Origin of the sequence: Cytophaga hutchinsonii ATCC 33406 (assembly GCF_000014145.1) — a bacterium.
GTDB classification, from domain to species: domain Bacteria; phylum Bacteroidota; class Bacteroidia; order Cytophagales; family Cytophagaceae; genus Cytophaga; species Cytophaga hutchinsonii.
Window position 1 is genome coordinate 240,314 of record NC_008255.1, and the last position, 25,401, is coordinate 265,714.

Sequence of the window (25,401 nt, forward strand, 5' to 3'; positions counted from 1 at the left end):
TCGTAAGTTCTTTAAGTTCACAGAAAATGCTAGTCAAATAATTATCTACTGCTGTAGTTTGGTGCCTCACGTGTTATCTGTACATCATGCGGGTGACTTTCTTTCACGCCGGCAGCTGTAATTTTTACAAATTTAGCTTTTTTCATGGCATCAATGTCTTTTGCTCCGCAATAGCCCATACAAGCTTTAAGTCCGCCGATTAATTGATACACCACTTCATATGCTTTTCCTTTGTATGCAATTCTCCCTACAATACCTTCCGGTACCAGTTTTTTGCTATCTTCTTCTGCATCCTGGAAGTAACGGTCTTTAGATCCATCTTCCATTGCTTCAAGAGAACCCATACCGCGGTATGTTTTGAATTTTCTTCCTTCGTAGATAATAACTTCTCCGGGAGCTTCTTCTGTACCTGCAACCAATGAACCAATCATGATTGTGCTGGCCCCGGCAGCAATTGCTTTACAAACATCTCCGGAGAAACGGATGCCACCGTCTGCAATTACAGGGATTTTATATTTCTGTAATGCTTTTGCGCATTCATATACCGCATATAGTTGAGGAACACCAACACCGGCGATGATACGTGTTGTACAGATAGAACCCGGGCCGATACCAACTTTTACCGCATCTGCGCCAGCATCAGCAAGTGCCTTAGCTGCTTCGCCCGTTGCAACATTGCCGGCAATCAGCTGCAGGTTTTTAAACTTTCTTTTAATATCTCTTACTGCCTGGATCACATTTTTAGAATGTCCGTGAGCAGTATCAATGCTTACCACATCTACACCTGCTTTAACAAGTGCTTCAATTCTATCCATTACATCAGCTGTTGCACCAACGGCAGCACCGACACGTAAGCGGCCAAATTCATCTTTACAAGCCATTGGGCGGTCTTTCTTTTTAAGAATATCACGGTAGGTGATAAGACCTTTCAGTTTGCCTTGTTTATCTACGATGGGCAGCTTTTCAATTTTGTATTTCTGAAGAATTTCTTCTGCTTTAGCTAAATCAATGCCCTCCGGAGCAGTTACAAGATTCGTAACCGTCATTATTTTCGAAATAGGCTTGTTTACATTTTTCTGAAAACGTAAGTCTCTGTTTGTTAAAATACCAACAAGCCTTTTATTTTTGTCAAGAACAGGAATACCGCCGATTTTAAAATCTTTCATAATTTTAAGGGCATCCTTTAACAGAGCATCTTCCTGAAGAACAATCGGGTCCATGATCATGCCGCTCTCAGAACGCTTAACTCGGCGAACCTGTTCAGCCTGCTTTTCAATGGACATGTTTTTATGGATAAATCCTAAACCACCTTCATGCGCCATGGCAATAGCCATTTCATATTCGGTAACCGTGTCCATAGCAGCGGAAACCAACGGAATGTTCAGTTTTATTGTTTTAGTGAGGTAAGTTGAAGTGTCAGTATCACGAGGTAATACTTCAGAATAGGCTGGTATTAATAAAACGTCGTCGTAGGTTAACGCTTCGCCTGCAAATTTAGATGAGTCAGATAGCATCGCAAATAATTTATATTCGGTTACTTATTTGCAGGACAAAATTACAAAAAAACCTTGGATTTAGAAAGCGCCTTCAATATTATTATTGTATTATTTCTATCTTTTTGCTTCAATCTGTTTAAATAGTTATACTTGAATATAATTATACATACTTAATTAAGACTATGCTTTCCAAAAAAGCTAAATATGCACTTAAGGCCCTGCTTTTTCTATCTAAAAATACGGATAGAGGTGTGGTTCTCATTGCTGAAATTTCTGAAACAGAAGGCATTCCGAAAAAATTTTTAGAACAGATTCTACTTGAATTAAAAAAACAAGGCATTTTACAAAGTAAACGCGGAAAAGAAGGCGGCTATTTTCTTGGAAAACCTGCAAATGAAATTGGAATTGGACAGGTAGTACGGATTATTGACGGACCACTGGCTCCAATACCTTGTGTAAGCAAAATGGCATATCGCCGGTGTGACGAATGTATTGATGAGAAAACCTGTGAAATCCGAAATTTATTTTTGCAAGTTCGTGATGCGACCATAGAAATTTTGGATAAGACTTCTTTATCTGATCTGGAACAAAAAAATATTTTGTAAAAATAGTTGCACACCAGTTATTTTGTTCGTTAATTTGTCTATCAAATCGGTAGAGATAGTATTATTGTGTGCTGATTTCTTTAACTAAACAAAAAAACTAATTCATTATTTCTTATAGACTATCAAGTATATAGAGATAATTTAAAATTGATTACAATGTTTAAAAGTAACACCCCATTTCTGCACATTACCAATAAGATTGGAACTGTGACAACCTTAAGCAAGCTCATCGGAGTAATCTTATTTTTACACATACAGACCATTGCTTTCGGGCAAAACGGCCCATACACCATTCAGGGAACAATTGTTGACAGTACAACGAATGAGCCTGTTATTGGTGCAATTGTGAAAAGAGCAGATGGTTATGTTGGTACACAAACAAATATTGATGGATTTTTCTTAATAGAATATTCAGGAACGTTACCAGTTACATTAGTGGTAAATTATACAGGTTATGCAAACCAATCTTTTGTAGTAACAGAGGAAAATGTAGGGCAGCGTTTGACAATACCCATTCATGTGGATGTAAACGCCAGTGAAGTGATTACCATTTCTTCCAGACGCAGAGATGAAACGGCACAGGATGTACCGATTCCTATTTCTGTAGTTGGCGGCGCAAGAGTTGAAGACGCAGGTGCATTTAACGTGAACAGAATAAAAGAAATTGTACCATCTGTACAACTTTATTCTTCTAACCCAAGAAATACAGGTCTTAATATCCGTGGTTTAGGTTCTCCGTTTGGTTTGACAAATGATGGTCTTGATCCGGGAGTAGGATATTATGTGGATGGTGTATATTATGCGCGTCCTGCAGCGACAACATTGGATTTTATTGATGTTGAACGTGTTGAAGTACTACGCGGACCTCAGGGAACATTATTTGGAAAGAATACATCAAACGGTGCGTTTAACATTGTTTCAAGAGCTCCAAGCTTTAAAACAGGCGGTGTGTTTGAATCAAGCTTTGGTAATTTTGGTTTTATCCAGACTAAACTGTCTGTGACCGGACCAATCAATCAAAAACTTGCAGCCAGACTTTCTTTCTCCGGTACACAACGTGATGGTTTGATTTACAATCAAACAGCAGATCAATATACAAATGACATTAATAACTTAGGTTTCAGAGCATCGTTATTATACAATGCAACGAAGAAAGTAAAAATTACATTTATTGCGGATGCAACACGTCAGCGTCCGAATGGATATGCACAGGTTGCTGCTGGTGTTGTAACAACTAAGCGTAGTGCTTACAGACAATTCAATGCAATTGCTGCTGATTTGAATTACAGCTTACCTACATTGAACGCATTTGACCGTACGATTGATCAAAATACAAATACACGTTCTGGTAACGATCTGGGCGGTGCTTCAGTAAACATTGATGCAAAAATCGGTAAAGGCACGTTAACTTCTACAACAGCTTGGCGTTACTGGAACTGGGATCCTTCAAACGATCGTGATTTCACAGGATTAGATGCGTTGCGTTTATCTCAAAACCCATCAAAACATCAGCAGGTATCTCAAGAGTTTCGTTATGCAGGTAATTTCTCTGAGCGTTTGAGCGGTGTTGCAGGTATCTTTGCAATCGGACAAACAATCACAACAACAGGTACAGAACAGGCTGGTGCAGACCAATGGCGTTTTTCAAGAACGAGTAATACCCCGCCACAAACTCTTATGACATCAGATTTGATTGATGGTCTTACTCAACATACAAAATCAACACTTAATACATTCAGTGGTGCGATATTCGGACAGTTGGATTGGGCTGTAATCAAAAACCGTTTACATGTATTACCAGGTCTTCGCTATAATTACGATTACAAAGATGCTGATTATAACAGAACAGTAGATGGCGGTAAACAAACTGCAGATCCGGCAGAAATTAGCTTGAAGAACTCTGTTTATTCTGCTCAGTATTTCCATACTAAAGCAACAAATACCAACTTGTCCGGTAACTTGACTGTTTCATACGTAGTGAGAAACAACATCAATGTATATGCGACCTATTCAAATGCATACAAGCCGGTAGGTGTTAACATTGCAGGTTTACCTACAACTTCAACAGGCGAGGCTGACTTAAGCTTAGCTACCGTGAAACCGGAATACACGACTAACTATGAATTTGGTATCAAAACTTCTCCTACTAAAAACTCTGTATTAAATTTTGCAGCATTTGACACGGAAGTGAAAGATTATCAGGCAAACGTTCAGTCGCCGCAATTAGGTGTGAACAGAGGTTATTTAGCAAATGCTGAACACGTTAAGGTTTGGGGTCTTGAATTGGACGGAAATACAAAAGTTGGTAAATATCTAACACTGAATGCAGCGGTTTCATATACGGAAGGTATTTACAAGAAATTTACAAATGCTCCGTTACCACTTGAAGAAACAGGTGCTGCCGTATCTTTTAAAGATATTTCAGGCGGTTCTTTACCAGGTATCTCTAAATGGGCCAGTTCAATAGGTGCTGAAATTGCGTTGCCAGGTAAATTCTTCACAAATGAAGGTAAATACTTCTTCGCAGTAGATAACTTCAACCGCTCTAAATTCTCTTCAAGCCCTTCACCTTCTCAGTACCTGAATATCGATGGTTATTCATTATTCAATGCGCGTTTAGGTTTCCGTGCTACAAAAGGGTTAACCGTGTTTGTTTGGTCCAGAAACGTATTCAACAAAAACTACTATGAGCAATTATTACCAGCTGCTGGTAACACGGGCTTATATGCAGGTGTGTTGGGTGATCAAAGAACATTCGGAACAACATTGCGCTATGCATTCTAAGAAATAGTAATAATAAAAATAAGGTTAGTTGGTATAAAGGACAGTGTGGTTTTCCCAATCCACCTGTCCTTTTACATTTAATGTAAAATAACTTACCTGAATTATAACTGAAATATAGAAAGAGAGTAATTAAGCTGTTAATAATAAGGTTTTTAACTGATATTTCGATTTTCAGACAGACAACCGCCGCTGAATACTTACAGTAAGCCCGCAAATGTGTTATTTGGTTTAAATAGTAAATACCTATACCTTTATCTATTAAATCAGTAGAGATGCTTTACAAAGCAATGCGTTTTAGTGGGTTCAGGTAAATGTTTAAAATACAGTTGTTCATAGCTTTACTGTTTTTTATGGGAATAAAAACAGCTGAAGCACAAAAGAATGTATATTCCGATGATATAGTCTGGACGCATTATCTGATGCGCGGACAGATCAGTAATAAATGGTACGTGCATTTTGATGCAGGCTATCGAACACGGGAATATGTAAATAAAGAATCTCAGTACTTTGTCCGTCCGGGAGTAATTTACTACATCTCTCCAAAGGTTAACATTCAGGCCGGATATGCTTACTTTAATACAAATCAATTCCTGGCTGGTTATCCGGAGGTGATGCGGCCTGAACAACGCTTATATCAGCGTTTAACAGTTATACAGCAAGCGGGAAGGGTTGAGATCAGGCATAGATATAGATTAGAAGAGCGGTTTATCCATAATTTTTCAAAAGGAGTTTTGGAAAACGGCTATACACAATCGTTCCGCATCGGATATCAGATCTATATTACGTGCCCCTTTAACCATGCAAAAATAAAGGAGAACACTGTTTACGGGATTTTAGCAGACGAACTGTTTGTGAGTTTTGGCAAAAAGGTAGTAAATACATTTGATCAGAACAGACTGGCTATAGGACTAGGTTATCAGTTTACAAAAGGGTTTGGTGCAACAGTATTCTATCAATATATCTACGGACAACAGGCAACGGGTACGCAGCTTTACGCCTACAATGCTTATTGTATAGGATTAAATCACAACATTGATTTTAGAAAAAAAGAACATACTATTCCTTCGAAATAAAGATATGGAAAACAATAAAATAGATAATCTTGAGAATGAGATCGCAGACCCAAATTTGCAGGATGAACTTATTCATGAAATCAATGAAGAGAACAAACGTAATCCGTTATACAAGCGTTTAGCTATTGGTTTTGCGGTGCTATTAGTTGTAGCCTTTGGCCTTACGTGGTTTTTAACCAACCCACCCAAAGAAGCTTATTCAGGTGTAACCGATTTTCTTGAAACGATTTTCAATAAAGACCTGATCGGGTATCTCATCGTAGGTTTACTGGCTCAAATGGTAGATGGTGCATTGGGGATGGCATATGGTGCTACAGCTACATCATTTCTGGTAAGCATAGGTGTAAATACAATGAATGCGAGCGCCAGTATACACATTGCAGAAGTGTTTACAACTGGAGCGTCGGGCTTGTCGCATTTGAAATTCGGAAATGTAAATAAGAAATTATTTAAAAATTTATTGATTCCGGGAATCATTGGTGCCGTATTAGGGGCTTTGATTTTATCTTTACTGCAAAAGGGTACAATTTTTTCTGAAGACAATGTAAAGAATTATATTCGTCCGGTTACGATGGTTTACACCATGATACTTGGTATTATTGTGCTTCGTAAGGCATTGGTTAAGGTACAGGTGAAAAATAAAATCACAAAGGTAACACCATTGGCTTTGGTGGGTGGTTTTATGGATAGTATCGGCGGCGGCGGCTGGGGACCTATTGTTACCTCTACGCTTATAAGCAGCGGCAGGGCAATCAATTATACCATTGGTTCGGTAAACTTAGCAGAGTTTTTTGTAGCCTTATCCAGCTCATTAACCTTTATCATTTTTGCAGGGCTTGATCCTGGTTTGTGGCAGGTCATTATCGGATTGATTATAGGCGGTATATTCGCAGCGCCTTTTGCAGCCTTGCTGGTTAACAAAGTGAAGAAAAAACCACTGATGATTTTTGTAGGATGCTTTATCATCTTCTTAAGCATAAATACCTTATTGAAAATTGCTTTCAATATTGATACATTCAAAAGCCTTGCAACAGGGATTACAAATTTATTTTAAATGGGATACTGCTGCAGCGATTAATAAAAACTTTTATTAATCGCTGCAGCTTATTTTTTATAGAGTGTGTTTAACCTGTCGAGGTAAAAACTTTTTTTGTATTGCTCTGCAATCTCTTTGCAAGCGAGTACCGAAGCCGCAGCAGATTGCGGAGATAAATAAAATTGTTCGATTTTTTCAGCCAGCGATGCTACATTCCGGGATTCAAAAAAAACAGCTTTGTTCTGCGTTACTTCTTTAAAGGTTGAAATATCTGAAATGATTAACGGTATTTCAGATGCCATTGCTTCTGCAATACTGATCCCGAAGCCTTCGATAATAGAGCAGGAGACAAATAGATCATGCTGACCCAGCAGTTCATGAATGTTTTTTTGGCTGCCCATTAATGTTACCGGAAGATCATATCGGTTGATGTATTTCTGGAGCATAATATAATCATTTCCTTCACCACAAATAGTTACATGTATGGGCAAATGCATTAATTGCCTTAGCGCGTGTAAAAGGAGAATGTGATTTTTTTCTGTTTTCAGATTTCCTACACAGATTATTTTAAGTTTGCCTGTACCCTTAAATGAAGACGTTTTACGGGTCTGATAAAATTGATCTTCTACATAATTATAGAGAACAGCGCTTGACTTAATACGTACATCATGGTCATTGACCAGCTGCTGTGCCTTTGATACGTGAATAACCGTATACGCGTTTTTCATCGTAAACCGGTCCAGTAATTTTAAACCGATTTTTTTAATACGGGCAGAGAATTGCGGATAGCGGATTCTGTAATATTCGTTATGATATGTTTGAATGATGTTGATCTTATTCGTGCGGGCAAAGCGAATAAAAAGTGAAGAGAAATATAAATGGGTATGAATGATGCCAGGCTTTTCCTGCTCGATTATTGTATTCAGATCTTTGATGATTCTTGTGGCATCTGTAATGCTTCGAAAGTTCAGACAGACAATTTTAATCGTTGGATCGGAAGAGAGAATTGGTGTTTTTGTCGGGGTTAAATACACAATCACATGCTCAAAATCAACTAGCTCAGGTATAACCCCTGCCAATAAAACTTCAGCTCCGCCTGTGGAGAATGAATCAATAATATGCAGTATTTTTTGTTTCAAAAAAAAGGTATTTAGTATTGAAATACGTTAACGTAAAGAAATGCCGAATAGTTATTTTCGCCGTGCTTTAATGATCCGGTCTTTTTGATATAGATCTTTAATGATTGTACTGTCAGCAAACCCGTAGGTATGCGCTAATTTAATCAGTTCATTTCCTTTTTGTTCATTTATTTCTGCATAAAATGTTCCGTCCTTATGAAGATGTGAAGAAGCAAATTTTAGTAATGCATCATAATAAATCAATGCATTGCCATCTTCTACAAAGAGTGCCAGATGGGGCTCGTGTGCAAGTACATTTTCCCGCATCTCTTTTTTTTCAGATTGCAATACATAGGGCGGATTGCTGACAATAATATCAAAAGAGGATTGTATGGATGAATGCTGTGTTAAAAAATTCATCTCTAAAAACGAAACGGAAACTTCATTTTTTAAGGCATTTTCTTCGGCAACGGCTAAGGCTTCTGTACTTATATCAACTGCAGTAACGCGGGCTCCTTTTATTTTTTTTGCCAGGCTAATGGCAATGCATCCTGTACCTGTTCCTATATCAATAATCTGTGGAGCTGCAGAATTATTTTCAGTTATAATCAACGCTACCAGTTCTTCTGTTTCCGGTCTCGGAATTAATGTGGCCGGGGTAACATTGAAATAAGAATCATAAAAAAAAGTCTTTCCGATAATGTATTGAACGGGCTCAAAACTGTTCAATCTAGAAAGATATCCGTCTAATGCCTGCTGGTTGGCTTCCGACCAGTTTACTTGTTTATTTATTAGAAAATCAATCCGTGTAAAATGAAAAATATCTTCAAAAAGCAGATACAGAATGCGTTCCCGCTCAGCTGTATCATACTGCCGGAAACTATTTTTAGCAGCTTCCAATAGGTTTTTTGCAGGTATTTTTCTTAATTGATTCAATTGTGAATAAGTTGTATGAACCAGAGATATTGGTAATTCGTTAATACAGGTATCAAATATACACTATTATGGATTCTGATGAAAGATATATGAGACGTGCACTGGAACTGGCCATGCTGGGTTCCGGACACGTAAGTTCTAATCCGATGGTTGGCTGTGTTGTGGTAAAAGACGGCCATATTATCGGAGAAGGTTATCATGAAAAATTTGGGCAGCCTCATGCTGAAGTGCACGCCATTCAGTCTGTACCAGATAAATCTTTATTAGAAGGTTCTACCTTGTATGTAAATCTGGAGCCCTGTTCACATTACGGTAAAACACCTCCCTGCTCGCATTTGATCGTTGATTATAAAATAGCACGGGTTGTTTTCGCCAATATTGACCCAAATCCACTGGTTGCGGGGGCAGGCTTTGAATACCTGATGTCAAACGGTATTGAAGTAATTCAAGGTGTACTGGAAGAAGAAGGGCGAGAATTGAACCGTCGTTTTTTTACCTATATTGAAAATAAGCGTCCATATATCATTTTAAAATGGGCTGAAACAGCAGATGGTTTCATTGCAAAAGAAAATTTTGATTCTAAATGGATCAGCAATGAGCTGTCGCGAAAACTTGTACATAAATGGCGTACTGAAGAAGATGTTGTATTAATCGGCACCAATACGGCGCTGTATGATAACCCTAGGTTGAATGTACGTGACTGGACAGGCAGAAACCCTGTACGGGCATTTATTGATAAGCAACTGCAAGTACCTGTTGGGGCGCATCTGTTAGACGGCAGCCAGGAAACAATTTGCTACAATTATCACGAACAGGATGTACGTAACCTGGTAGAATATGTAAAAGTAGATCCGTTGGATGATATGATTGATGTGATTGCAGAGGATATGTATGTGCGCAAACATCTGTCCATACTTGTTGAAGGCGGCACACAATTATTAAAATCATTTTTGAAAAAAGGATTGTGGGATGAGATTCGTATATTTCGTTCTCCGAATGAATTTGGTGCCGGTATAGAATCGCCGATTGTACGTGCGAAAGCATTCAGTCAGGAAATGATTTTAGATGATACGCTGATTGTATATAGAAATAAAATTAAAGAGTATGACGCTAGTCTCCACACTTAGTTTTTTAAAAAAATTAAATAAGAACAACAACAAAGAATGGTTCGACAAGAACCGTTCTGCATATGAAGAAGCGAAAAAAGAAGTAAAAGCATTGGTGCAGCTGGTCATTGAAAAGACGGCTGTATTTGACCCTTCAATTGCTTCGCTTGAGCCCAAAGACTGTATGTTCCGGATCAATCGGGATGTACGTTTTTCAAAAGATAAATCTCCTTATAAAACCAATATGGGTTTTATGATTGCACCGGGCGGAAAAAAATCAATTAAAGGTTGTTACTATGTACACATAGAGCCAGGAAATTGCTTTATAGCCGGAGGGATCTGGATGCCGATGCCCGAACATTTAAAATTGATCCGTCAGGAAATCGATTACAATGGAGATGCGTTGAAGAAAATATTTTCTTCCAAAGATGTTAAAAAATATTTTTCAGATTTTGACGAGGAGTCGAAACTGATACGCATGCCTAAAGATTACGAAGAGACCCACCCATATGCCGAGTGGTTAAAATTAAAAAGCTTTACGGTTACCTTTCCGATTGATGAAGCAATCTTTTCAGATAAAAAAGTAGTGGAAGAAATTACCAAACCCTTTAAAGGTATTCATGCGCTGAACGCGTTTTTAAACGGTGCGCTGGATTCATGAAAGATAAAAAAACCATTTCTATTCTGGGCTGTGGCTGGCTTGGATTGCCCCTTGCCGAAGCATTCATTCAATCGGGGTTTCGTGTAAAAGGTTCTACTACCCGCGAAGAACGGCTTTCTGTTATTGAGGCTGCCGGCGCTGAAGGTTATGTGCTGAAAGCGGATGGCGGAGCCTGGACAGGTGAACGCCTGAATGATTTTTTACGGTGCGACATTCTGTTGATTGCCATTCCTCCGGGTACCAAACGAAATGCAAACAGCACACATGCTGTTGAAATAGGGCAGTTGATGGACCACATAAAAAAATATTCAATTGCTATTAAACAGCTCATTTATATCAGTTCAACATCTGTTTATAAAAACATTAATTCTGTTGTTATTGAATCTGATACTGCCATACCATCCAATATTGGTAACCAGATCTTATTTCAGGCTGAAAAGCATGTACATGAAAGTGTGATCGAAAGAAAACTGATTTTACGCCTGGGAGGTTTAACTGGCTATGATCGGATGCTGGGACGTTTTTTTGCCGGTAAGCAAGAGCTGGCGGGAGGAAATGAGCCGGTAAACCTTGTGCATCGCGATGATGTAGTAGCATGTATCTTGTTTCTTCTGAAAAATGGCATCGGAGAGCAAGTGTTTAATATCTGTTCACCGCAGCATCCGTCAAGAAAGGAATTTTATACCCGTTTATGTGATCGGTTTAATTTGCCGGAACCACATTTTTCTGAAATATTGAAGACAGACTGGAAAGAAGTTTCCACTGAAAAAATGAATCAATTCGGGTATAAATGGATATTTCCCGACCCGAATGATTATACGTATACAAAATCCTGAATTTAATAAATATCAATGATGATGATCGTCATCATATTTAGACAGGTAGGGATTAATGACCAGGCCAAAGATGAATATGGCTACCCAGGTAGGATATAAATACACATAATGTTCTACCGTTTTGTCCAGCACCCATAAAAGCCCTTGTGCTACCACGGTAAAGATGATGCCAACGATAGCAATTACTTGAAAAGAGTTCATGTTTTTCATATTCACAAGTTAGATATAATAAATGGTTTTTTTGCTAGTTGCTTCCGTAGAATGTACTTTTGCAAATAAAACAGCATGCAACTTTTTTGCATCAACGCCATTGTGGGTAATAATTTATGAATAGTAAAGTGAAGGTTGAAGACATTGTTGAAGCGGCAAACCGTTTGAAAAATGTTGTGACGCATACGCCATTAACCAAAAATGAGCATCTTTCTCAGGAATATAACTGCAACCTATGGTTAAAAAGGGAAGATCTGCAATTGGTTCGTTCCTATAAACTTCGTGGAGCATATAATTTTATGTGCAGTCAAAAACGCGAAGATATAGAAAAGGGTGTTGTATGTGCCAGTGCCGGAAACCATGCTCAGGGCGTTGCCTATTCCTGCCAGGCGTTGAAAATTAAAGGCCGGATCTATATGCCGAGCACAACACCCAAACAAAAAGTTACGCAGGTAAAATTTTTTGGTAAAGAGTTTGTTGAAGTTGTTCTGACCGGCGATACGTTTGATGATTCGTACAAAGAGGCAATGAATTATTGCACAGAGAATAAATTATTATTTGTACATCCGTTCGATGATCCTAAAGTAATAGCCGGGCAAGGTACAGTAGGTTTTGAAATATTAAATGATATTGTTGGAACCATTGATTATATCTTTGTGCCGATTGGCGGCGGCGGGCTTGCAGCAGGACTTTGTACCTACATAAAAGAATTGAGCCCGCATACAAAAATCATTGGGGTGGAGCCGTTAGGTGCGCCGGCAATGAAACGCTCACTGGAAGAAGGGAAAGTTGTTGTACTGGAAGAAATCGATAAGTTTGTGGATGGTGCTGCCGTGAAGCGGGTAGGCGATCTCAATTTTGATATCTGTTCAGAATATCTAGATGATGTACAGTTGGTACCGGAAGGGAAAACATGCAGCACGATCATAAAGCTGTATAATGAAGAAGCCATTGTAGCAGAACCTGCAGGGGCATTAAGCATTAGTGTGCTGGATTATTATAAAGATGAAATAAAAGGGAAGAATGTTGTGTGTGTGATCAGCGGCAGTAACAACGATATCGACCGCATGCAGGAGATCAAGGAACGGTCGTTGTTGTATGAAGGGCTGAAACATTATTTCATAATCCGCTTTAAGCAGCGTACAGGAGCACTCAGAGAGTTTCTGGATGAGGTTTTAGGGCCAAATGATGATATTACCTATTTTGAATATACAAAGAAAACAAACCGTGAAAATGGCCCGGCAATGGTTGGTATTGAGGTTAAAATGAAAGAAGATTTTAATTTACTCATCGACCGTATGAACGCAAAAAATGTCGACTATACGTTAGTAAATTCAGATTCAAACTTATTTAGTTTTCTGATCATGTAAAAGCAATAAGGGCTTCAATCGGTGTTGACTGAAGCCCTTATACCTAGTCAAAATCGAAATATTCCTGTTCCTGGGTTTGTGTTTTTTTGATCTCTTCCTGGTCCTGCTCTTTCTTTTTAAACAGATTTTTTAATTCCTGTTTTTCTTTTTGCAGATCGGATTTGATTTTCTCTCCTGTCTTTTTCTTGTCATAAGAAATTTTAAAATCAGAAGTAGTGCCCTGTACAATAAGGAATAATTTCATTTCACCTTTTGGATCTGCACGTAAAGCGCCAAATGCAGCATCTGAATCAACTTTTTCTTTCTTTAAATTCCGGATCGGATAAGCAACATGATATTCAATATTTCCATTAAAACTGTGTTTGCCGGAGAAACTTATTTTGCCTGCCGTGGAAGTGATTGTCATATCCGGAATCTGTATCTCCTCATTAAAAATTAAGAAATGATTTCTCATTTCAGAGAATTTAATATTATCTAAATTATCCGTATCCAGGAAACGTGCAATACGTTTCATTGTTTCAAAATTGTTCAGCTCGCCGTTTTGTACGGTTACATCTGCATCACAAATAATAGAGCTTGGTAGAATTGCTAGGTGATTGTCTACCTGCATCAGCAAGCTTACATCAGCGGAAATATCTCCTTTTAAATTTTTATTGGTTATAAAATTCTGGGAGAAGTTTTCAAACACATAAAACAAGCTGTCAATGTTCATGGCTCTGATACGTGCGTCGGCATTTATCTCTACTGTTTTCTCATTCAGTATTCTCAATGCAGTTTTTCCGGAATAAAAACCATTACAGAAAATTAAATTCGAGTTTGTGAAATTTAAATAAGGGAAGTTCCATTCAATTTTGCTTGTGATTTTGGACGCGCGGAATTTCTGGTAATTCATGGAATTCGCTTTCAGGTTTAAATCAAGAATAAAATCTTTTAGCGCAGGCATGTAAAATTCCTGATTCGAAGATTTATTCGAACGTGTATCAGACATTAAAATATCTTCCAGAAAAATATTGCCCATTGTCATATCTGCCTGTACATACACAAACTGGTTCGGAAAAAATATTTTACCAATTAAATTTCTGAAAATACCATTTAACACCACATCGTTTTTGCCTACGGACAGCTCCATATTATCTATGGAAATATCATTTTTGGTAAACAGGCAAACAGCTTCGGCAATGCGAATGGTGTGTGGATACGAAGTTATTTTTGCTTCAATATTTTTTAATGCCAGGTCGCCCGAGGTTTCAATGTTTGCATAACCCGCTTTTGTTTTCAGATCAGATGTGCGGCCTTTAAATTCAATATCAAAATCAATTTCTCCGGAAGCTTTTTCAAACGGGTGTTTAGGTACGAAGGCAAGAATTTTGCTTAGAATGACACTGCCTTTTAGGTGCGTATCAATATGCGGATCTTCAAAATTGTTCATGTAAAAATAGCCTGAGACAGGTTTATTGTCTATGGTTATTTTCAGGTCTGAAAGTTTTACAGAAGACGATGCCAGCGTATGCTGGTCGCCATTGGTATATGTACCGGTAAGGAACGCATCTGTAATTTGCTGTTTGGTACCCGGGTGATAGAACGTAGCGTGGTCAAATCCAAAGTTGATATTAATAGAAGGGCTGTGCGCATTACTTGCGGTACCTTTAATGGTTCCGTTAAAGTATACATTGCCTGTACTTTTATATTCCTGAATGCTTGCTGCATACGCTTTAGGCAGAATGGAAACAAAACTTTGAATATCGTTTTTGTCCGTTTTAAAGCGGAGATCCACAAACGATTTTTTTATATCATATAAACCCTCAACAGCATAGGCACCTGTATTAATGTGCAGGGTTGATGGAGTAATGCTGAATACTTCAGATTCGGTATTGTAGCGTATCTTGGAGGATAGTTTAATGTCTTTGTTCTGCAGGAAGTTATTTTCATTTATGCGTATACCATCCGTATGCATATCGCCTGTGACATGAATGGTAAAGTCATTCCTGGCATGTACCAAAGAAGCCTCTGTTATTTTAATATCCGATTGGTATAAGTGATTGCTTGGTCTGAAGTCGTAAATAAAATCAATGTTCTTTAATTGTATGAATGAAATGGAAAAATCAGAATTGCTTTTTGCAGTACTTGTATCTTTTTTAAGGATCATGAAGTTGTGTACACCATTTTCATCCGTTCTTAAATGAATGTGACCATCTTCCAGAAAAACTTTATCAATAATGTAGTTGCCATTCCAGACATCTTTGATATCAAAGGTTATGAATAGATTTTTGACTGAAGCAAAAATTACAGGCTTTCCTGCTCCCGGTTCATAACATTTTACATCATGAAAGCCAATGGATAATTCCGGAAATTTCTCTAAGATGCTGATATCTATTTTTTTTGATACATCAACTTTTGTATTCAGCCGCTTATTTATTTGCATAGTTGCTAAATAAATAATATCATCTTTATAAATATAAAGCAAAGCTGTAGCCAGTCCAACGAGCGCTACAAGGCTGATGAGGCTGTAAATCAGTATTTTTTTAAGAATTTTCAGAGAATTTTATTCGGTTAAATATTTGTATGTGAAGCACGTAAAATAAATTCATATATACAACGAAGAAATTTTACGAATATTTTTTTGTAAAGTTTTGCAAATAAAAAAAAAGGTCGTATGTTTGTGCTCCCAAACGACGAGAGATTGTCAGAAAGGAAAAAGGGAGATTAGCTCAGCTGGTTCAGAGCACCTGCCTTACAAGCAGGGGGTCACTGGTTCGAACCCAGTATCTCCCACCAACAGAAAGCCTTACAGAGATGTGAGGCTTTTTTGTTTTAAGGTTTTCAAGAGTATTGAGATTAGCTCAGATGCTCAGAGCACCCCTTACAAGCAAGGGGCAGCGGACACTGCTGTATCTCACCAACAGAAAGCCTTATAGAGATGTTTTTTTTAGATTTTTAAATTTATGTTTTTCATATACATTATTTTTTCTGCAAAAGTTTGTCGGAAATACATTGGACAAACTGAAGATTTAGCATTAAGATTGGAGCAACACAATTCTAATTTTTACAAATCTTATACAAATAATAAAGGGCCATGGGTATTAATTCATTTTGAGTGCTATGAAACTCGTTCAGAAGCCTTACGGAGAGAGAAATATTTAAAATCAGGAGCAGGTAGAGATTGGATAAAGCTGACATATTCTGTTTGAGGAATTTGTAATTCAGCTGGTTCAGAACACCTGACTTACAAGCAGGGGCACTGTCCGCCGCGGCGGACGAACCCAGTATCTCCCACCAACAGAAAGCCTTACAGAGATGTGAGGCTTTTTTGTTTTAAGGTTTTCAAGAGTATTGAGATTAGCTCAGATGCTCAGAGCACCCCTTACAAGCAAGGGGCAGCGGACACTGCTGTATCTCACCAACAGAAAGCCTTATAGAGATATTTTTTTTATATTTTTAAATTTATGTTTTCGTATACATTAAATATTTTCTCTATAGATATTTGATCTCATGGAGATGTTTTTTTTCATATACTACATAAATGGTTAGATCTGACTATTTCATCTTTTTTAAGTGGTTGAATAATTTTAATGAATAACAAACCCGATACCGGTCATAGGTGTTTTTAGTTAACAATCGCTAAACAACATCGAACTTGCAGATCTTACGTATTAGTATCTAAGGCGGGATGCAAGAAAGCGGCATGAATGTTATATGCTGTTCTTGGGCTATTAATCGCATCCAGAGAACCTTTATCACGGAAACTTATAATTTAGTACTTGTGCTGGAAATAGCTATTTTGACCAATAATTATTACTTTTTAAAAATAATCTGTTGGCAAATCTTCAGGGCAGCATGAATTTCCCATACGCCGAAACCCCAATTGTAATGGAAGACGAATTAGAAAAATATAAAAGAGAAAATGCGGATTTAAAAAAGGAGATTGAACGGTTAAAAAATTCATCTGCATCAAATACGTATAAAGTAATTTTTGAGGCATCTCCGGACATTCTTATTCAGCTGAATGCAGACTATAAAATCATTGTTATTCATATTCCCAATATTGAAGAGGAAAGAGTCAATACAGTTGTCGGCAAGGATATTTTTGATGTAACGCCTGAATATACTCACGTGAAAATGAAAAATGCGTTAACGTCTGTTTTTCGCGACGGAGAAGTTGTTAAATATTTTTCTGAAGGAGAAACAATGGGTTCGTACAGGTATTACGACAACTATTTATCTCCGATAAAAGATGCGGAGGGAAACATCACGACGGTTTATTTTAGGAGCAGGGATATAACAGCCCAAAAAATTGCCGAAAAAGTTTTACTGGATAATGAACGGAAATTAAAAACTGTTTACGAAAATTCCATTCAATTTCTGACGGTATTGGATCTTGACCGTAAGTTCATCTGGTTTAATAAAAATGCCAGAGACAGAAGTCCTGCGGTTTTTGGTAAGGATCTTATTGTCGGAGAAGTGGCAGAAAGCTATATCGCAAAAGAATACAGGACAGGCTTTGTTGAAAATTTTAATAAAGCAGTAGCCGGTGAAACGATTACCTATACCAGAAAATATGCCTTGAATAATGCTCCGTTCTTTTTAGAGTTGTCGCTTGCACCGGTTTATAATAACGACAATACCGTTGTAGGGGTAGCATTGACAGGAATCAATGTAACGAAACACAAAGAGTATGAGGATTATTTAAAACGCATTAATCTGGAGCTGGTGCAGCAGAATGAAAAGTTAAATCAGTATTCCTACATTATATCACACAATCTTAGAGGGCCTATAGCGACTCTGATGGGGCTTGTGCAGGTATTTGAACAGTGCAGGCATGAATCGGACCAGCTTGATGAGATTATGCGGCATGTATACAAGTCTGCCGTGAATCTGGATTCGATTATAAAGGATCTGAATACGGTTGTTACGAATTCCGGACAGGAAGGAAATCTTAAAACTACCATCGATTTAAAAGAAGAGTGCGATGGAATCATTTTTCTGTTAGCGTCGCAGATAGAAAAAGCCAGCGCTGAATTTATTATTGACTTTGACCAATACCCGATACTTTTTTCTATTAAAAGCTATATTCATAGCATATTGTATAATTTAATTTATAATGCTATAAAATACAGAAGGACACATGTTACACCTGTGATCCGCATTCAGAGTTATATTGAAAATGATGGCATGCTATGCATTGAATGTACTGATAATGGCCTTGGCATAGATCTGGACAAATTCGGCAGCCGCCTGTTTGGATTTTATAAACGTTTTCACACACACGTTGAAGGAAAAGGCTTGGGTCTGCATCTGGTAAAAAAACAAGTTGAATTGCTCGGCGGCCGAATTGAAGTACAAAGTGTTGTTGATGAAGGTTCGACGTTTAGAATATTTTTACCTAAATAAAATTTCGTTAAATTGATAATAAACTTAACCGATAAGCTCTATGAAAAAGACATTACTTCTATCTCTTCTTATTACATTATTTCTTTCATCTTTTACCGCACAGATGATTCCGACAAGTTTGAAAATATCTGTCCGTAATGAACTTGGTACGATAGAGAGCGGCGTTTCAGTCAAATTGTATGCAAGTAAAGAAGATTATGAAAAAAGTGCGAACCCGGTTGCCGCCGGAAAAACAGATGCCAAAGGAAATATATTCTTTCAGGATCTTAAGCAAACAACCTTTTATATTTCTGCAGAAAAAGGAGATAGAAATAATTTTGGGGCAGGCGAAAAAATAGAAAATCTGGAACTTAATAAAGTAAATAAGGTTACACTGATTATTTCAGAATAAGAAAGTATTGCTATATATGCAAAACGGGTGCTTTATATGAATACATCATATAAAGCACCCGTTTTGCATATATAGCAATATAATTTATCAGCTACATTTTTAACACTGAATACAGCTGATAAAAAAAGTACAGGAAAGTGATGTCATAAACCAATGTAACAAGCGTACGTAAGCTTTGTGATAGTTTATGGTCAGCAAATCCGGTACGTAAACGTTTAGCATAAAAAAATAACAGCTTTGCAAGATTATAAAGCAGGTATGCTACATACAAATATCCTGCAATAGTTGGCAGGGGACCTATTTTTTCATTCGTCGGAAAATGTGTTAAATAATGCAGGCAGCCCAATAAATAAATGTAGCCTAAGGGTATTGTCACTAATGGCACAAATTGAAACAGCATAAAGTCTGTCCGTTTTAGTTGCCGGTAAGCTTCTCTGTATTTAATTGAATTATATATAAACATACAGGTGAAATAACTTATAACTAAAAGCAATAGTTTATTGATAAGAATAAGTGAAGAAATTTCGTTGGGCTGAGGTGTGGAAACAACTGCTGTAGCAGCTGTTTCTGATGTGCTGGGATAGCCCCAGAACAGACAATAGGCACCAAATAAAATGGTTGCCAGGATTAAAACTTCGGTAAGTACAAACAAATACAAAAAGAATAAATAGACATAAGATTTCCTGCCCAGATCAAGGCCTCTTTCGCCTGTTATTTTTTCCGCAGCCATTGCCGGAAAAATAATGATCAATAGTATAATTCCGTCGCCAAAAATCAGATAGGGAAGCAAAAACGTTGCAACTGAAATGGCTGCGCAAATTTCAAATACTGTTAGCGGTGTCATGAATAGCTATTCTGTTTAATAAATAATACATGTTGAATATACTACAAATAATTTCTTTGGCAAGTGAGGTGTTTATGCTACACGTGATTTTTTACAAAATATCAATATTGGAAAAAAAAGAAGTGTTCAAATAATTTCATTTTATGTATTTGTATCAGGCAGTAATTCCGTATACCTAGATAATAACGTTTAATAGCTTAATATGATATTCAGGCTGTTTAATATTTGAATGAAACTTACAGCAGCACCTTTAAAAATCGAATAATTTTATATATTTGATTGTTTACCAGCGGATTCGATATGGATTTAAATACGGAAGATCTACATAAGGAAATAGCAAGATTAAAAGAAGAAATAGAGCAGTTGAAAAAACCTGCTCAGGCGAATTCTTATAAATTGCTTTTGGAATATTCTCCGGATATCATTGTTCAGGTAAATAGAGATTATAAAGTTGTTATAGCGCATTTACCTGCTTATTCTGTAGAACAGCTGGATGCATTCAGAGGACAGGATGTTTTTGCACTGACACCGCCATCCGTACATCATAAAATCCGTGAAGCACTGAGGAAAGTTTTTGAAACAGGAGAGGTAGTTGTCTACGAATCGGATGGAGAGATAAGAGGTTTACACAGACATTATATTAATCACGTTTCTGCCATTAAAAATGAACAAGGAGAAATAACAAGTGCATATTTTGTTTGCAGGGAAGCTACGCTTCAAAAATTAGCTGCCATGCAGAGTATTGATAGTGAACAAAAGCTTTCTGCATTGTTTGAGGGGTCTTCACAAATCATTTCATTGTTTGACAGAGATAGTAGATTTGTATGGTACAACAAAGCTGCATATGATAAAAGTATTTTTCTGTTTGGTAAGTTTCTATGTGTAGGCGAACGTTTTGATTCGTATTTGAAGGAACAGTATCGTGAAGGTTTCAACGCAAATTTCGAACGTGTACTTAAAGGTGAAATTGTTTCTTATACACGCGAGTATACATATCAGGATAAACCATTTTTTCTGGAAATTATGTTACAGCCCGTTTATCAGAAGGATGAATTGGTAGGCGTTTCATTGATTGGAAATAACCATACAGAAAGAAAAGAATATGAAGATCAGCTTGAAAAAGCAAACAAAGAATTGATTCAGCAAAATGATCAATTGAATCAATATTCGTATATCATTTCCCATAACTTGCGGGCGCCTATTGTAACATTGCTGGGCTTGATTACGATTTTTAATCAGGAGAAAAATAATCCGGCAGAAACAGAAGCAATTATTTCGCATATCACAAAATCAGCAAACCATTTAGATACGGTTATTAAAGACCTGAACAATGTATTAACAGTTACAGACAGACGATCTGTAATGGCTGAGGTATATCTGGATGTTGAATTTGATATTGTACGGTTTTTATTAAAAAATGAAATTGAAACAGCGCATGCAGTAATTAAATCTGATTTCTCTCAGTTGCCGGCAATACATTCTATCAAAAGCTATATTCACAATATTTTATATAATTTATTGTCAAACGCTATCAAATACAGGAAGCAGAATAAAGCCCCCGTTATTTCGGTTAAAAGTTATAAAGATGCTTCGGGTATGGTTTGTATTGAATTTACAGACGATGGAATTGGCGTAGATCTGGATAAATTCAGAGATAAACTGTTTGGCTTTTACAAGCGATTCCATTCACATGTGGAAGGAAAAGGGCTTGGGCTTCATTTAATAAAAAAACAAATTGATGCGCTGGAAGGGCGCATTGAAGTAGAGAGTATCGTTGGGCAGGGAACTACCTTTAAAGTACTGTTGCCTGAGTAATAAAAAAGATCCTTCATAAGAAAGGATCTTTTTTATTACAGGATTAAAATGATTATTTCTTTTTGTGGTGTTTTTTATCTTTCCATACAATGGCTGTTACTTCCATTGTGTCAATTTGTTCTTCTGTAACTTCGTTTCCTTGATCTTTAGCATCCAGCAGGTACATAATATTTGATTGGTCATCATATAAAAAAATCTGCCCGTTTTTAACCATATGCTTAAGTTGTTTACGCAGTTTTTTCACCTCTTTGCCACTCATGCCAGCCTGCACGTCATATATGTCTTTATATTTTTTGTTACTGAAAATAATGTGCTCAACATCTCCATTAGCATTACTTACTACTACGAATGACTCTTTTGCAACACCCTTTTTATTATATGCAACAACCGTCTGGGTTTCTTCAAGTGGTATAGCGAGTGCTGTGATATCAACAGATTCAACGGTATTGTAACCAATACCAGTTAACAATGAATCTATTTGTTTTTTGGAAACTGTTTTATTCGGTAGTGCTGAAGCTGCTTTTTCAGCCGGTTCTTTTGTGCCAAGTGTTTTTGCTCCCGCCTTTGGCGACTCAGTTGATAAGTGAAGCTCATTTATTTTGTCTTCTGAAATAATCCAGATTTCCTCTTCTATAACTACCGTATCCTCTACAGCAGCGGTAGGTAAAGAATCCTTTGTTGCTTCATTTTGTGCGGCTCTGTCACCGCAGCTAATATATAATACCAGAGTTGCAGCAAGCATCCATACCGGTATGATTGTTTTTAAATTTTTCATTTTAGCAGGTTGTTTTCTGAAAGTTGTTAAAAATATAAGAATCAAAAGATTAAAGGCTCAAATTATGTGTTATTCGGCAACTTTACAAATTTTATGAAGTCAAATCAAGAGTGGAAATACAAGAGTGGAATAAATGAAGCGAAAAATAAGCAGCAGAAGAAGAAACGCATCAAAAAAATATGCTGCATGTAATTTGTTCACGCAGCATATTTATATATGTATATACATGTATTTACTCTTAATTGTTATAAGGCGCAGACCATTCAAAGCAACGCACTATTTTGTTTTTTTTATAATCCTGAATCAGGATATCCGGATTTAAATTTAACAGATCAAACGTTGAGTCTGATTTTGAAAAGAAACTAATTAAATAGTTGTTATCTTTTAGCTCTTCTACAATTTGTTTCTGAAGTTTCTTGTCGTCTTCCTGAACAAATACTTTGTACACAGATTTTTTCATAGCCTTAAATTTTACGGTTATAGGATATACAAAGATATTGCATTGCAGCTGGTGAAAGATTATATGATTTTATGCATTTGTTATATTTAACCCATTTGTGAATTTATATAACTATTTGAATGGGGAAATTTTCACCAGTTATTTTTTCAGTTATTTGTCTGAAATGAAATTTTGCAACTCTTACGCATTTTTATGTAATGCTTTTTTGTTTGAATAAGAAGAGTTTTGCATAGCGAAACAATAAATCGCATGTTCATGAAACGAAGTACAATTATCTTTATTCTTTTATCCATCTCTTTTGGTGGCTTCTCTCAACAAGTTCAATGGGCATTTAATGTGCTGGAGCATTCCAGTCAACGTGGCTCAAGAGATTACGCTGCAGTACAGGCAGTAGGGGTACCCAACGCATTGCCGACCTTAGGTGAAAGTGTACGTGCGTGGGAGCCGAAACAAAATGAAAAAGAAAGTTATATTAAAGTAGGCTTTTTAAAGCCAATGATCCCCAAACAGGTTATTATCAGGGAATCCTTTAATCCCGGACACATCACCGCAGTTTATGCCTACGATGCAGCAGGAAAGGAATTCCTTTTAGCAGAGACATCAACCGGATACCTTTCGCCAAATGGTTTATATCATATTTCAACGAAAGAAATAACATTTAATGTTCTTGCAGTTAAAGTTGTACTTGCAGGTAAAGGAGATGTTATCGGAATAGATGCCATTGGTATGACTACAACAGACAAACATTTTGTGATTAAGCAAAATGAAAATGATCTTATTAAATCAAACATGGTTGCTACAAAAATGAGTGACAGTGTAAATTCCAATTACATGGAAATTGGTCCGCTGGTTTCACCGGACGGGCAGACATTGTATTTCAGCCGCAGCGGTGACCCCGCAGATATGGGAGGCAAAAAGGATATAGAAGACATTTGGTATTCACGCTGGGATGCTTCTACCAAAAGCTGGGGAAAAGCTCATAACATGGGCTGTCCGCTAAATAACGAAGAACCCAATTTTATTAATTCAATTTCGCCGGATGGGAATACCGTTTTGCTAGGCAACTCATATTATGAGGATGGAACCATGTCTGACGGTGTTTCAATCACTCACAAAACAGCCACCGGATGGAGCAAGCCTGAACGGTTGATCATTGAAGATGAAGATCGTAATAAAAGTGAGATGGTGAGTTATTTTATGTCTAACAGCCAAAAGATCTTAATGATCTCAAATAATCGCAAGGGAGACAGTTACGGAAAAAATGATTTGTATGTGAGTTTTTTAAAAGCTGACAATACCTGGACAAAGCCTTTGAATCTGGGAAACAAAATTAATACAGATGTAATTGAAGATGCACCTTTTTTAGCATCGGATGATAAAACACTCTACTTTACTTCTCAGGGCCATGGCGGTTACGGTGGTTCAGATATATACATGAGTAAACGTCTGGATGATACCTGGCAAAACTGGACAACACCTGAAAACTTAGGACCTGTTGTAAATAGTGCGCATGATGAATCTTTTTTCAGCTTAAGCGCATCCGGCAAACAGGTATTCTTTACTTCTCAGGTAGCAGCAGATTCAAGAGATGTAGACATGTATGTACTGGAATTGCCTCCGATGTTAAGCCCGGAACCTGTTTTGCTGGTTCATGGACATGTATATGATAGCAAAACAAAACAGCCGGTAAAAGGCGTTAGAGTTACATTTGAAAATTTAACAACAGCAAAAGAGGTTGGTATAGCAAGTTCCAATTATGATTCGGCTACTTATAAAATAGTATTGCCTGCAGGTGCTAAGTACGGTTATCTGGCAGAGAAAGAAGGGTATGTTTCGATTAATGAAAACATAGACCTTACGGATATGAAAGCATATAAAGAATACGAAAAAGACTTATATATTACTCCGATTGAAACCGGTCAGGTAGTAGTTCTTAACAATGTTTTCTTTGATTTTAATAAATATGAATTGAAATCAGAATCCTACCCGGAACTGGATAGATTAGTAACATTGTTAAAAAACAACAATGCCATGAAAATTGAAATTTCAGGCTACACCGATTCAATCGGTACGAAATCATATAATGACAAACTATCTGGAAGACGTGCACAGGCAGTTGCTACGTATCTGATCACAAAATCGGCCATTGATAAAAGCAGAATCACTGTAAAAGCTTTTGGCGAAGAGAATCCGGTTACTTCTAACAAAACTGCGAAAGGCAGGGAATTAAACCGAAGAGTAGAATTTAAAATCACTAATAAATAACAGATAAAAATTTTTAGTTTATTTTCACACAAAAAGCGGGTTCGGATGTAATTATCTGAATCCGCTTTTGTTTTCAGCAGTTGTAAATGCGGGATCAGAGATCTATCTTTGTATTGTCTGATTATTCACCGACAGATCTTTGCAATTCTAATCACTGCACAAACCTATATGTAATACATAATTTCTTTTAGAAAACTCATTGCGTCGTATGTTAATATACGCTGTCTGTATT

The 25,401-nt window shown here is 37.1% G+C and carries 21 protein-coding genes and 1 tRNA gene; 14 read left to right on the plus strand and 8 right to left on the minus strand.

What is annotated here, in order from left to right:
- Nucleotides 1–41: 41 nt before the first annotated feature.
- Nucleotides 42–1,514 carry an IMP dehydrogenase gene (guaB, locus tag CHU_RS01025; protein WP_011583604.1) on the minus strand — a complete coding sequence of 491 codons (1,473 nt, stop codon included), beginning with the start codon at nucleotides 1,512–1,514 and terminating at the stop codon, nucleotides 42–44.
- A 164-nt stretch (nucleotides 1,515–1,678) separates the two neighbouring features.
- On the opposite strand from guaB, the gene CHU_RS01030 reads away from it, so the two are divergent.
- From CHU_RS01030 to CHU_RS01045, 4 genes are all read left to right on the plus strand, one after another.
- Nucleotides 1,679–2,101: an RrF2 family transcriptional regulator gene (locus CHU_RS01030; RefSeq protein ID WP_011583605.1), complete on the plus strand. Its 423-nt coding sequence runs from the start codon at nucleotides 1,679–1,681 to the stop codon at nucleotides 2,099–2,101.
- 156 nt (nucleotides 2,102–2,257) lie between these two features.
- Nucleotides 2,258–4,885: a TonB-dependent receptor gene (locus tag CHU_RS01035; RefSeq protein ID WP_081428637.1), complete on the plus strand. Its 2,628-nt coding sequence runs from the start codon at nucleotides 2,258–2,260 to the stop codon at nucleotides 4,883–4,885.
- Nucleotides 4,886–5,235: 350 nt separating this feature from the next.
- A complete protein-coding gene (locus CHU_RS01040; RefSeq protein ID WP_238379324.1) occupies nucleotides 5,236–5,958 on the plus strand; it encodes a DUF2490 domain-containing protein in 723 nt (240 codons plus the stop codon).
- Nucleotides 5,959–5,962: 4 nt separating this feature from the next.
- The gene (locus CHU_RS01045; protein WP_041932108.1) at nucleotides 5,963–7,012 is read left to right on the plus strand and encodes a sulfite exporter TauE/SafE family protein; all 1,050 of its coding nucleotides are present in this window, start codon (nucleotides 5,963–5,965) and stop codon (nucleotides 7,010–7,012) included.
- A gap of 50 nt (nucleotides 7,013–7,062) precedes the next feature.
- Here the strand turns inward: CHU_RS01045 and CHU_RS01050 are convergent, their stop codons facing one another.
- Both CHU_RS01050 and prmC read right to left on the minus strand, forming a co-directional pair.
- A complete protein-coding gene (locus CHU_RS01050) occupies nucleotides 7,063–8,133 on the minus strand; it encodes a glycosyltransferase (protein WP_011583609.1) in 1,071 nt (356 codons plus the stop codon).
- Nucleotides 8,134–8,184: 51 nt separating this feature from the next.
- On the minus strand, nucleotides 8,185–9,048 hold the full coding sequence (prmC, locus tag CHU_RS01055; protein WP_011583610.1) for a peptide chain release factor N(5)-glutamine methyltransferase: 864 nt from the start codon (nucleotides 9,046–9,048) through the stop codon (nucleotides 8,185–8,187).
- A gap of 68 nt (nucleotides 9,049–9,116) precedes the next feature.
- Between prmC and ribD the strand changes: the two genes are divergently transcribed.
- From ribD to CHU_RS01070, 3 genes are read left to right on the plus strand one after another with little or no spacing between them, the layout of a single operon-like run.
- The gene (gene ribD / locus CHU_RS01060; RefSeq protein ID WP_011583611.1) at nucleotides 9,117–10,175 is read left to right on the plus strand and encodes a bifunctional diaminohydroxyphosphoribosylaminopyrimidine deaminase/5-amino-6-(5-phosphoribosylamino)uracil reductase RibD; all 1,059 of its coding nucleotides are present in this window, start codon (nucleotides 9,117–9,119) and stop codon (nucleotides 10,173–10,175) included.
- Entirely contained in the window at nucleotides 10,153–10,815 is a 663-nt protein-coding gene (locus CHU_RS01065) for a DUF2461 domain-containing protein (RefSeq protein ID WP_011583612.1), read from the plus strand. The genes ribD and CHU_RS01065 overlap by 23 nt, the downstream gene beginning before the upstream one ends.
- Entirely contained in the window at nucleotides 10,812–11,651 is an 840-nt protein-coding gene (locus CHU_RS01070; RefSeq protein ID WP_011583613.1) for a nucleoside-diphosphate sugar epimerase, read from the plus strand. The genes CHU_RS01065 and CHU_RS01070 overlap by 4 nt, the downstream gene beginning before the upstream one ends.
- Nucleotides 11,652–11,663: 12 nt before the next feature.
- Here CHU_RS01070 and CHU_RS01075 read toward each other — a convergent pair whose 3' ends face one another.
- Nucleotides 11,664–11,852 carry a hypothetical protein gene (locus CHU_RS01075; protein ID WP_238379325.1) on the minus strand — a complete coding sequence of 63 codons (189 nt, stop codon included), beginning with the start codon at nucleotides 11,850–11,852 and terminating at the stop codon, nucleotides 11,664–11,666.
- 125 nt (nucleotides 11,853–11,977) lie between these two features.
- Between CHU_RS01075 and ilvA the strand changes: the two genes are divergently transcribed.
- Complete coding sequence (gene ilvA / locus CHU_RS01080; protein ID WP_011583615.1) at nucleotides 11,978–13,231, plus strand: threonine ammonia-lyase IlvA; 1,254 nt, start codon at nucleotides 11,978–11,980, stop codon at nucleotides 13,229–13,231.
- A gap of 43 nt (nucleotides 13,232–13,274) precedes the next feature.
- Here the strand turns inward: ilvA and CHU_RS01085 are convergent, their stop codons facing one another.
- Entirely contained in the window at nucleotides 13,275–15,767 is a 2,493-nt protein-coding gene (locus tag CHU_RS01085; protein WP_369678446.1) for an AsmA family protein, read from the minus strand.
- Between the two features lie 161 nt (nucleotides 15,768–15,928).
- Between CHU_RS01085 and CHU_RS01090 the strand changes: the two genes are divergently transcribed.
- The 4 genes from CHU_RS01090 to CHU_RS01105 all read left to right on the plus strand — a co-directional run bounded on the left by CHU_RS01090 (nucleotide 15,929) and on the right by CHU_RS01105 (nucleotide 19,010).
- Nucleotides 15,929–16,006 (plus strand) — tRNA-Val (locus CHU_RS01090).
- A 167-nt stretch (nucleotides 16,007–16,173) separates the two neighbouring features.
- On the plus strand, nucleotides 16,174–16,419 hold the full coding sequence (locus CHU_RS01095) for a GIY-YIG nuclease family protein (protein WP_011583618.1): 246 nt from the start codon (nucleotides 16,174–16,176) through the stop codon (nucleotides 16,417–16,419).
- Nucleotides 16,420–17,098: 679 nt separating this feature from the next.
- Entirely contained in the window at nucleotides 17,099–18,619 is a 1,521-nt protein-coding gene (locus CHU_RS01100; protein ID WP_011583619.1) for a PAS domain-containing sensor histidine kinase, read from the plus strand.
- Nucleotides 18,620–18,659: 40 nt separating this feature from the next.
- On the plus strand, nucleotides 18,660–19,010 hold the full coding sequence (locus CHU_RS01105) for a hypothetical protein (protein WP_011583620.1): 351 nt from the start codon (nucleotides 18,660–18,662) through the stop codon (nucleotides 19,008–19,010).
- A 91-nt stretch (nucleotides 19,011–19,101) separates the two neighbouring features.
- Here CHU_RS01105 and CHU_RS01110 read toward each other — a convergent pair whose 3' ends face one another.
- Complete coding sequence (locus CHU_RS01110) at nucleotides 19,102–19,854, minus strand: hypothetical protein (RefSeq protein ID WP_011583621.1); 753 nt, start codon at nucleotides 19,852–19,854, stop codon at nucleotides 19,102–19,104.
- 300 nt (nucleotides 19,855–20,154) lie between these two features.
- On the opposite strand from CHU_RS01110, the gene CHU_RS01115 reads away from it, so the two are divergent.
- The gene (locus CHU_RS01115) at nucleotides 20,155–21,669 is read left to right on the plus strand and encodes a sensor histidine kinase (RefSeq protein ID WP_041932109.1); all 1,515 of its coding nucleotides are present in this window, start codon (nucleotides 20,155–20,157) and stop codon (nucleotides 21,667–21,669) included.
- 52 nt (nucleotides 21,670–21,721) lie between these two features.
- On the opposite strand, the gene CHU_RS01120 is transcribed toward CHU_RS01115, so the two are convergent.
- Complete coding sequence (locus tag CHU_RS01120; protein WP_041932110.1) at nucleotides 21,722–22,444, minus strand: hypothetical protein; 723 nt, start codon at nucleotides 22,442–22,444, stop codon at nucleotides 21,722–21,724.
- A gap of 238 nt (nucleotides 22,445–22,682) precedes the next feature.
- The gene (locus CHU_RS01125; protein ID WP_011583624.1) at nucleotides 22,683–22,904 is read right to left on the minus strand and encodes a hypothetical protein; all 222 of its coding nucleotides are present in this window, start codon (nucleotides 22,902–22,904) and stop codon (nucleotides 22,683–22,685) included.
- A gap of 255 nt (nucleotides 22,905–23,159) precedes the next feature.
- Between CHU_RS01125 and CHU_RS01130 the strand changes: the two genes are divergently transcribed.
- Nucleotides 23,160–25,169: an OmpA family protein gene (locus CHU_RS01130; RefSeq protein ID WP_011583625.1), complete on the plus strand. Its 2,010-nt coding sequence runs from the start codon at nucleotides 23,160–23,162 to the stop codon at nucleotides 25,167–25,169.
- Nucleotides 25,170–25,401 lie beyond the last annotated feature (232 nt).

Bases quoted from the DNA above. Each gene is read 5' to 3' on its own strand.
- guaB (WP_011583604.1), bottom strand. From the start codon at position 1,514: ATGCTATCTGACTCATCTAAATTTGCAGGCGAAGCGTTAACCTACGAC.
- CHU_RS01030 (WP_011583605.1), top strand. From the start codon at position 1,679: ATGCTTTCCAAAAAAGCTAAATATGCACTTAAGGCCCTGCTTTTTCTA.
- CHU_RS01035 (WP_081428637.1), top strand. From the start codon at position 2,258: ATGTTTAAAAGTAACACCCCATTTCTGCACATTACCAATAAGATTGGA.
- CHU_RS01040 (WP_238379324.1), top strand. From the start codon at position 5,236: ATGGGAATAAAAACAGCTGAAGCACAAAAGAATGTATATTCCGATGAT.
- CHU_RS01045 (WP_041932108.1), top strand. From the start codon at position 5,963: ATGGAAAACAATAAAATAGATAATCTTGAGAATGAGATCGCAGACCCA.
- ribD (WP_011583611.1), top strand. From the start codon at position 9,117: ATGGATTCTGATGAAAGATATATGAGACGTGCACTGGAACTGGCCATG.
- CHU_RS01065 (WP_011583612.1), top strand. From the start codon at position 10,153: ATGACGCTAGTCTCCACACTTAGTTTTTTAAAAAAATTAAATAAGAAC.
- CHU_RS01070 (WP_011583613.1), top strand. From the start codon at position 10,812: ATGAAAGATAAAAAAACCATTTCTATTCTGGGCTGTGGCTGGCTTGGA.
- CHU_RS01075 (WP_238379325.1), bottom strand. From the start codon at position 11,852: ATGAACTCTTTTCAAGTAATTGCTATCGTTGGCATCATCTTTACCGTG.
- ilvA (WP_011583615.1), top strand. From the start codon at position 11,978: ATGAATAGTAAAGTGAAGGTTGAAGACATTGTTGAAGCGGCAAACCGT.
- CHU_RS01095 (WP_011583618.1), top strand. From the start codon at position 16,174: ATGTTTTTCATATACATTATTTTTTCTGCAAAAGTTTGTCGGAAATAC.
- CHU_RS01100 (WP_011583619.1), top strand. From the start codon at position 17,099: ATGGAAGACGAATTAGAAAAATATAAAAGAGAAAATGCGGATTTAAAA.
- CHU_RS01105 (WP_011583620.1), top strand. From the start codon at position 18,660: ATGAAAAAGACATTACTTCTATCTCTTCTTATTACATTATTTCTTTCA.
- CHU_RS01110 (WP_011583621.1), bottom strand. From the start codon at position 19,854: ATGACACCGCTAACAGTATTTGAAATTTGCGCAGCCATTTCAGTTGCA.
- CHU_RS01115 (WP_041932109.1), top strand. From the start codon at position 20,155: ATGGATTTAAATACGGAAGATCTACATAAGGAAATAGCAAGATTAAAA.
- CHU_RS01120 (WP_041932110.1), bottom strand. From the start codon at position 22,444: ATGAAAAATTTAAAAACAATCATACCGGTATGGATGCTTGCTGCAACT.
- CHU_RS01125 (WP_011583624.1), bottom strand. From the start codon at position 22,904: ATGAAAAAATCTGTGTACAAAGTATTTGTTCAGGAAGACGACAAGAAA.
- CHU_RS01130 (WP_011583625.1), top strand. From the start codon at position 23,160: ATGAAACGAAGTACAATTATCTTTATTCTTTTATCCATCTCTTTTGGT.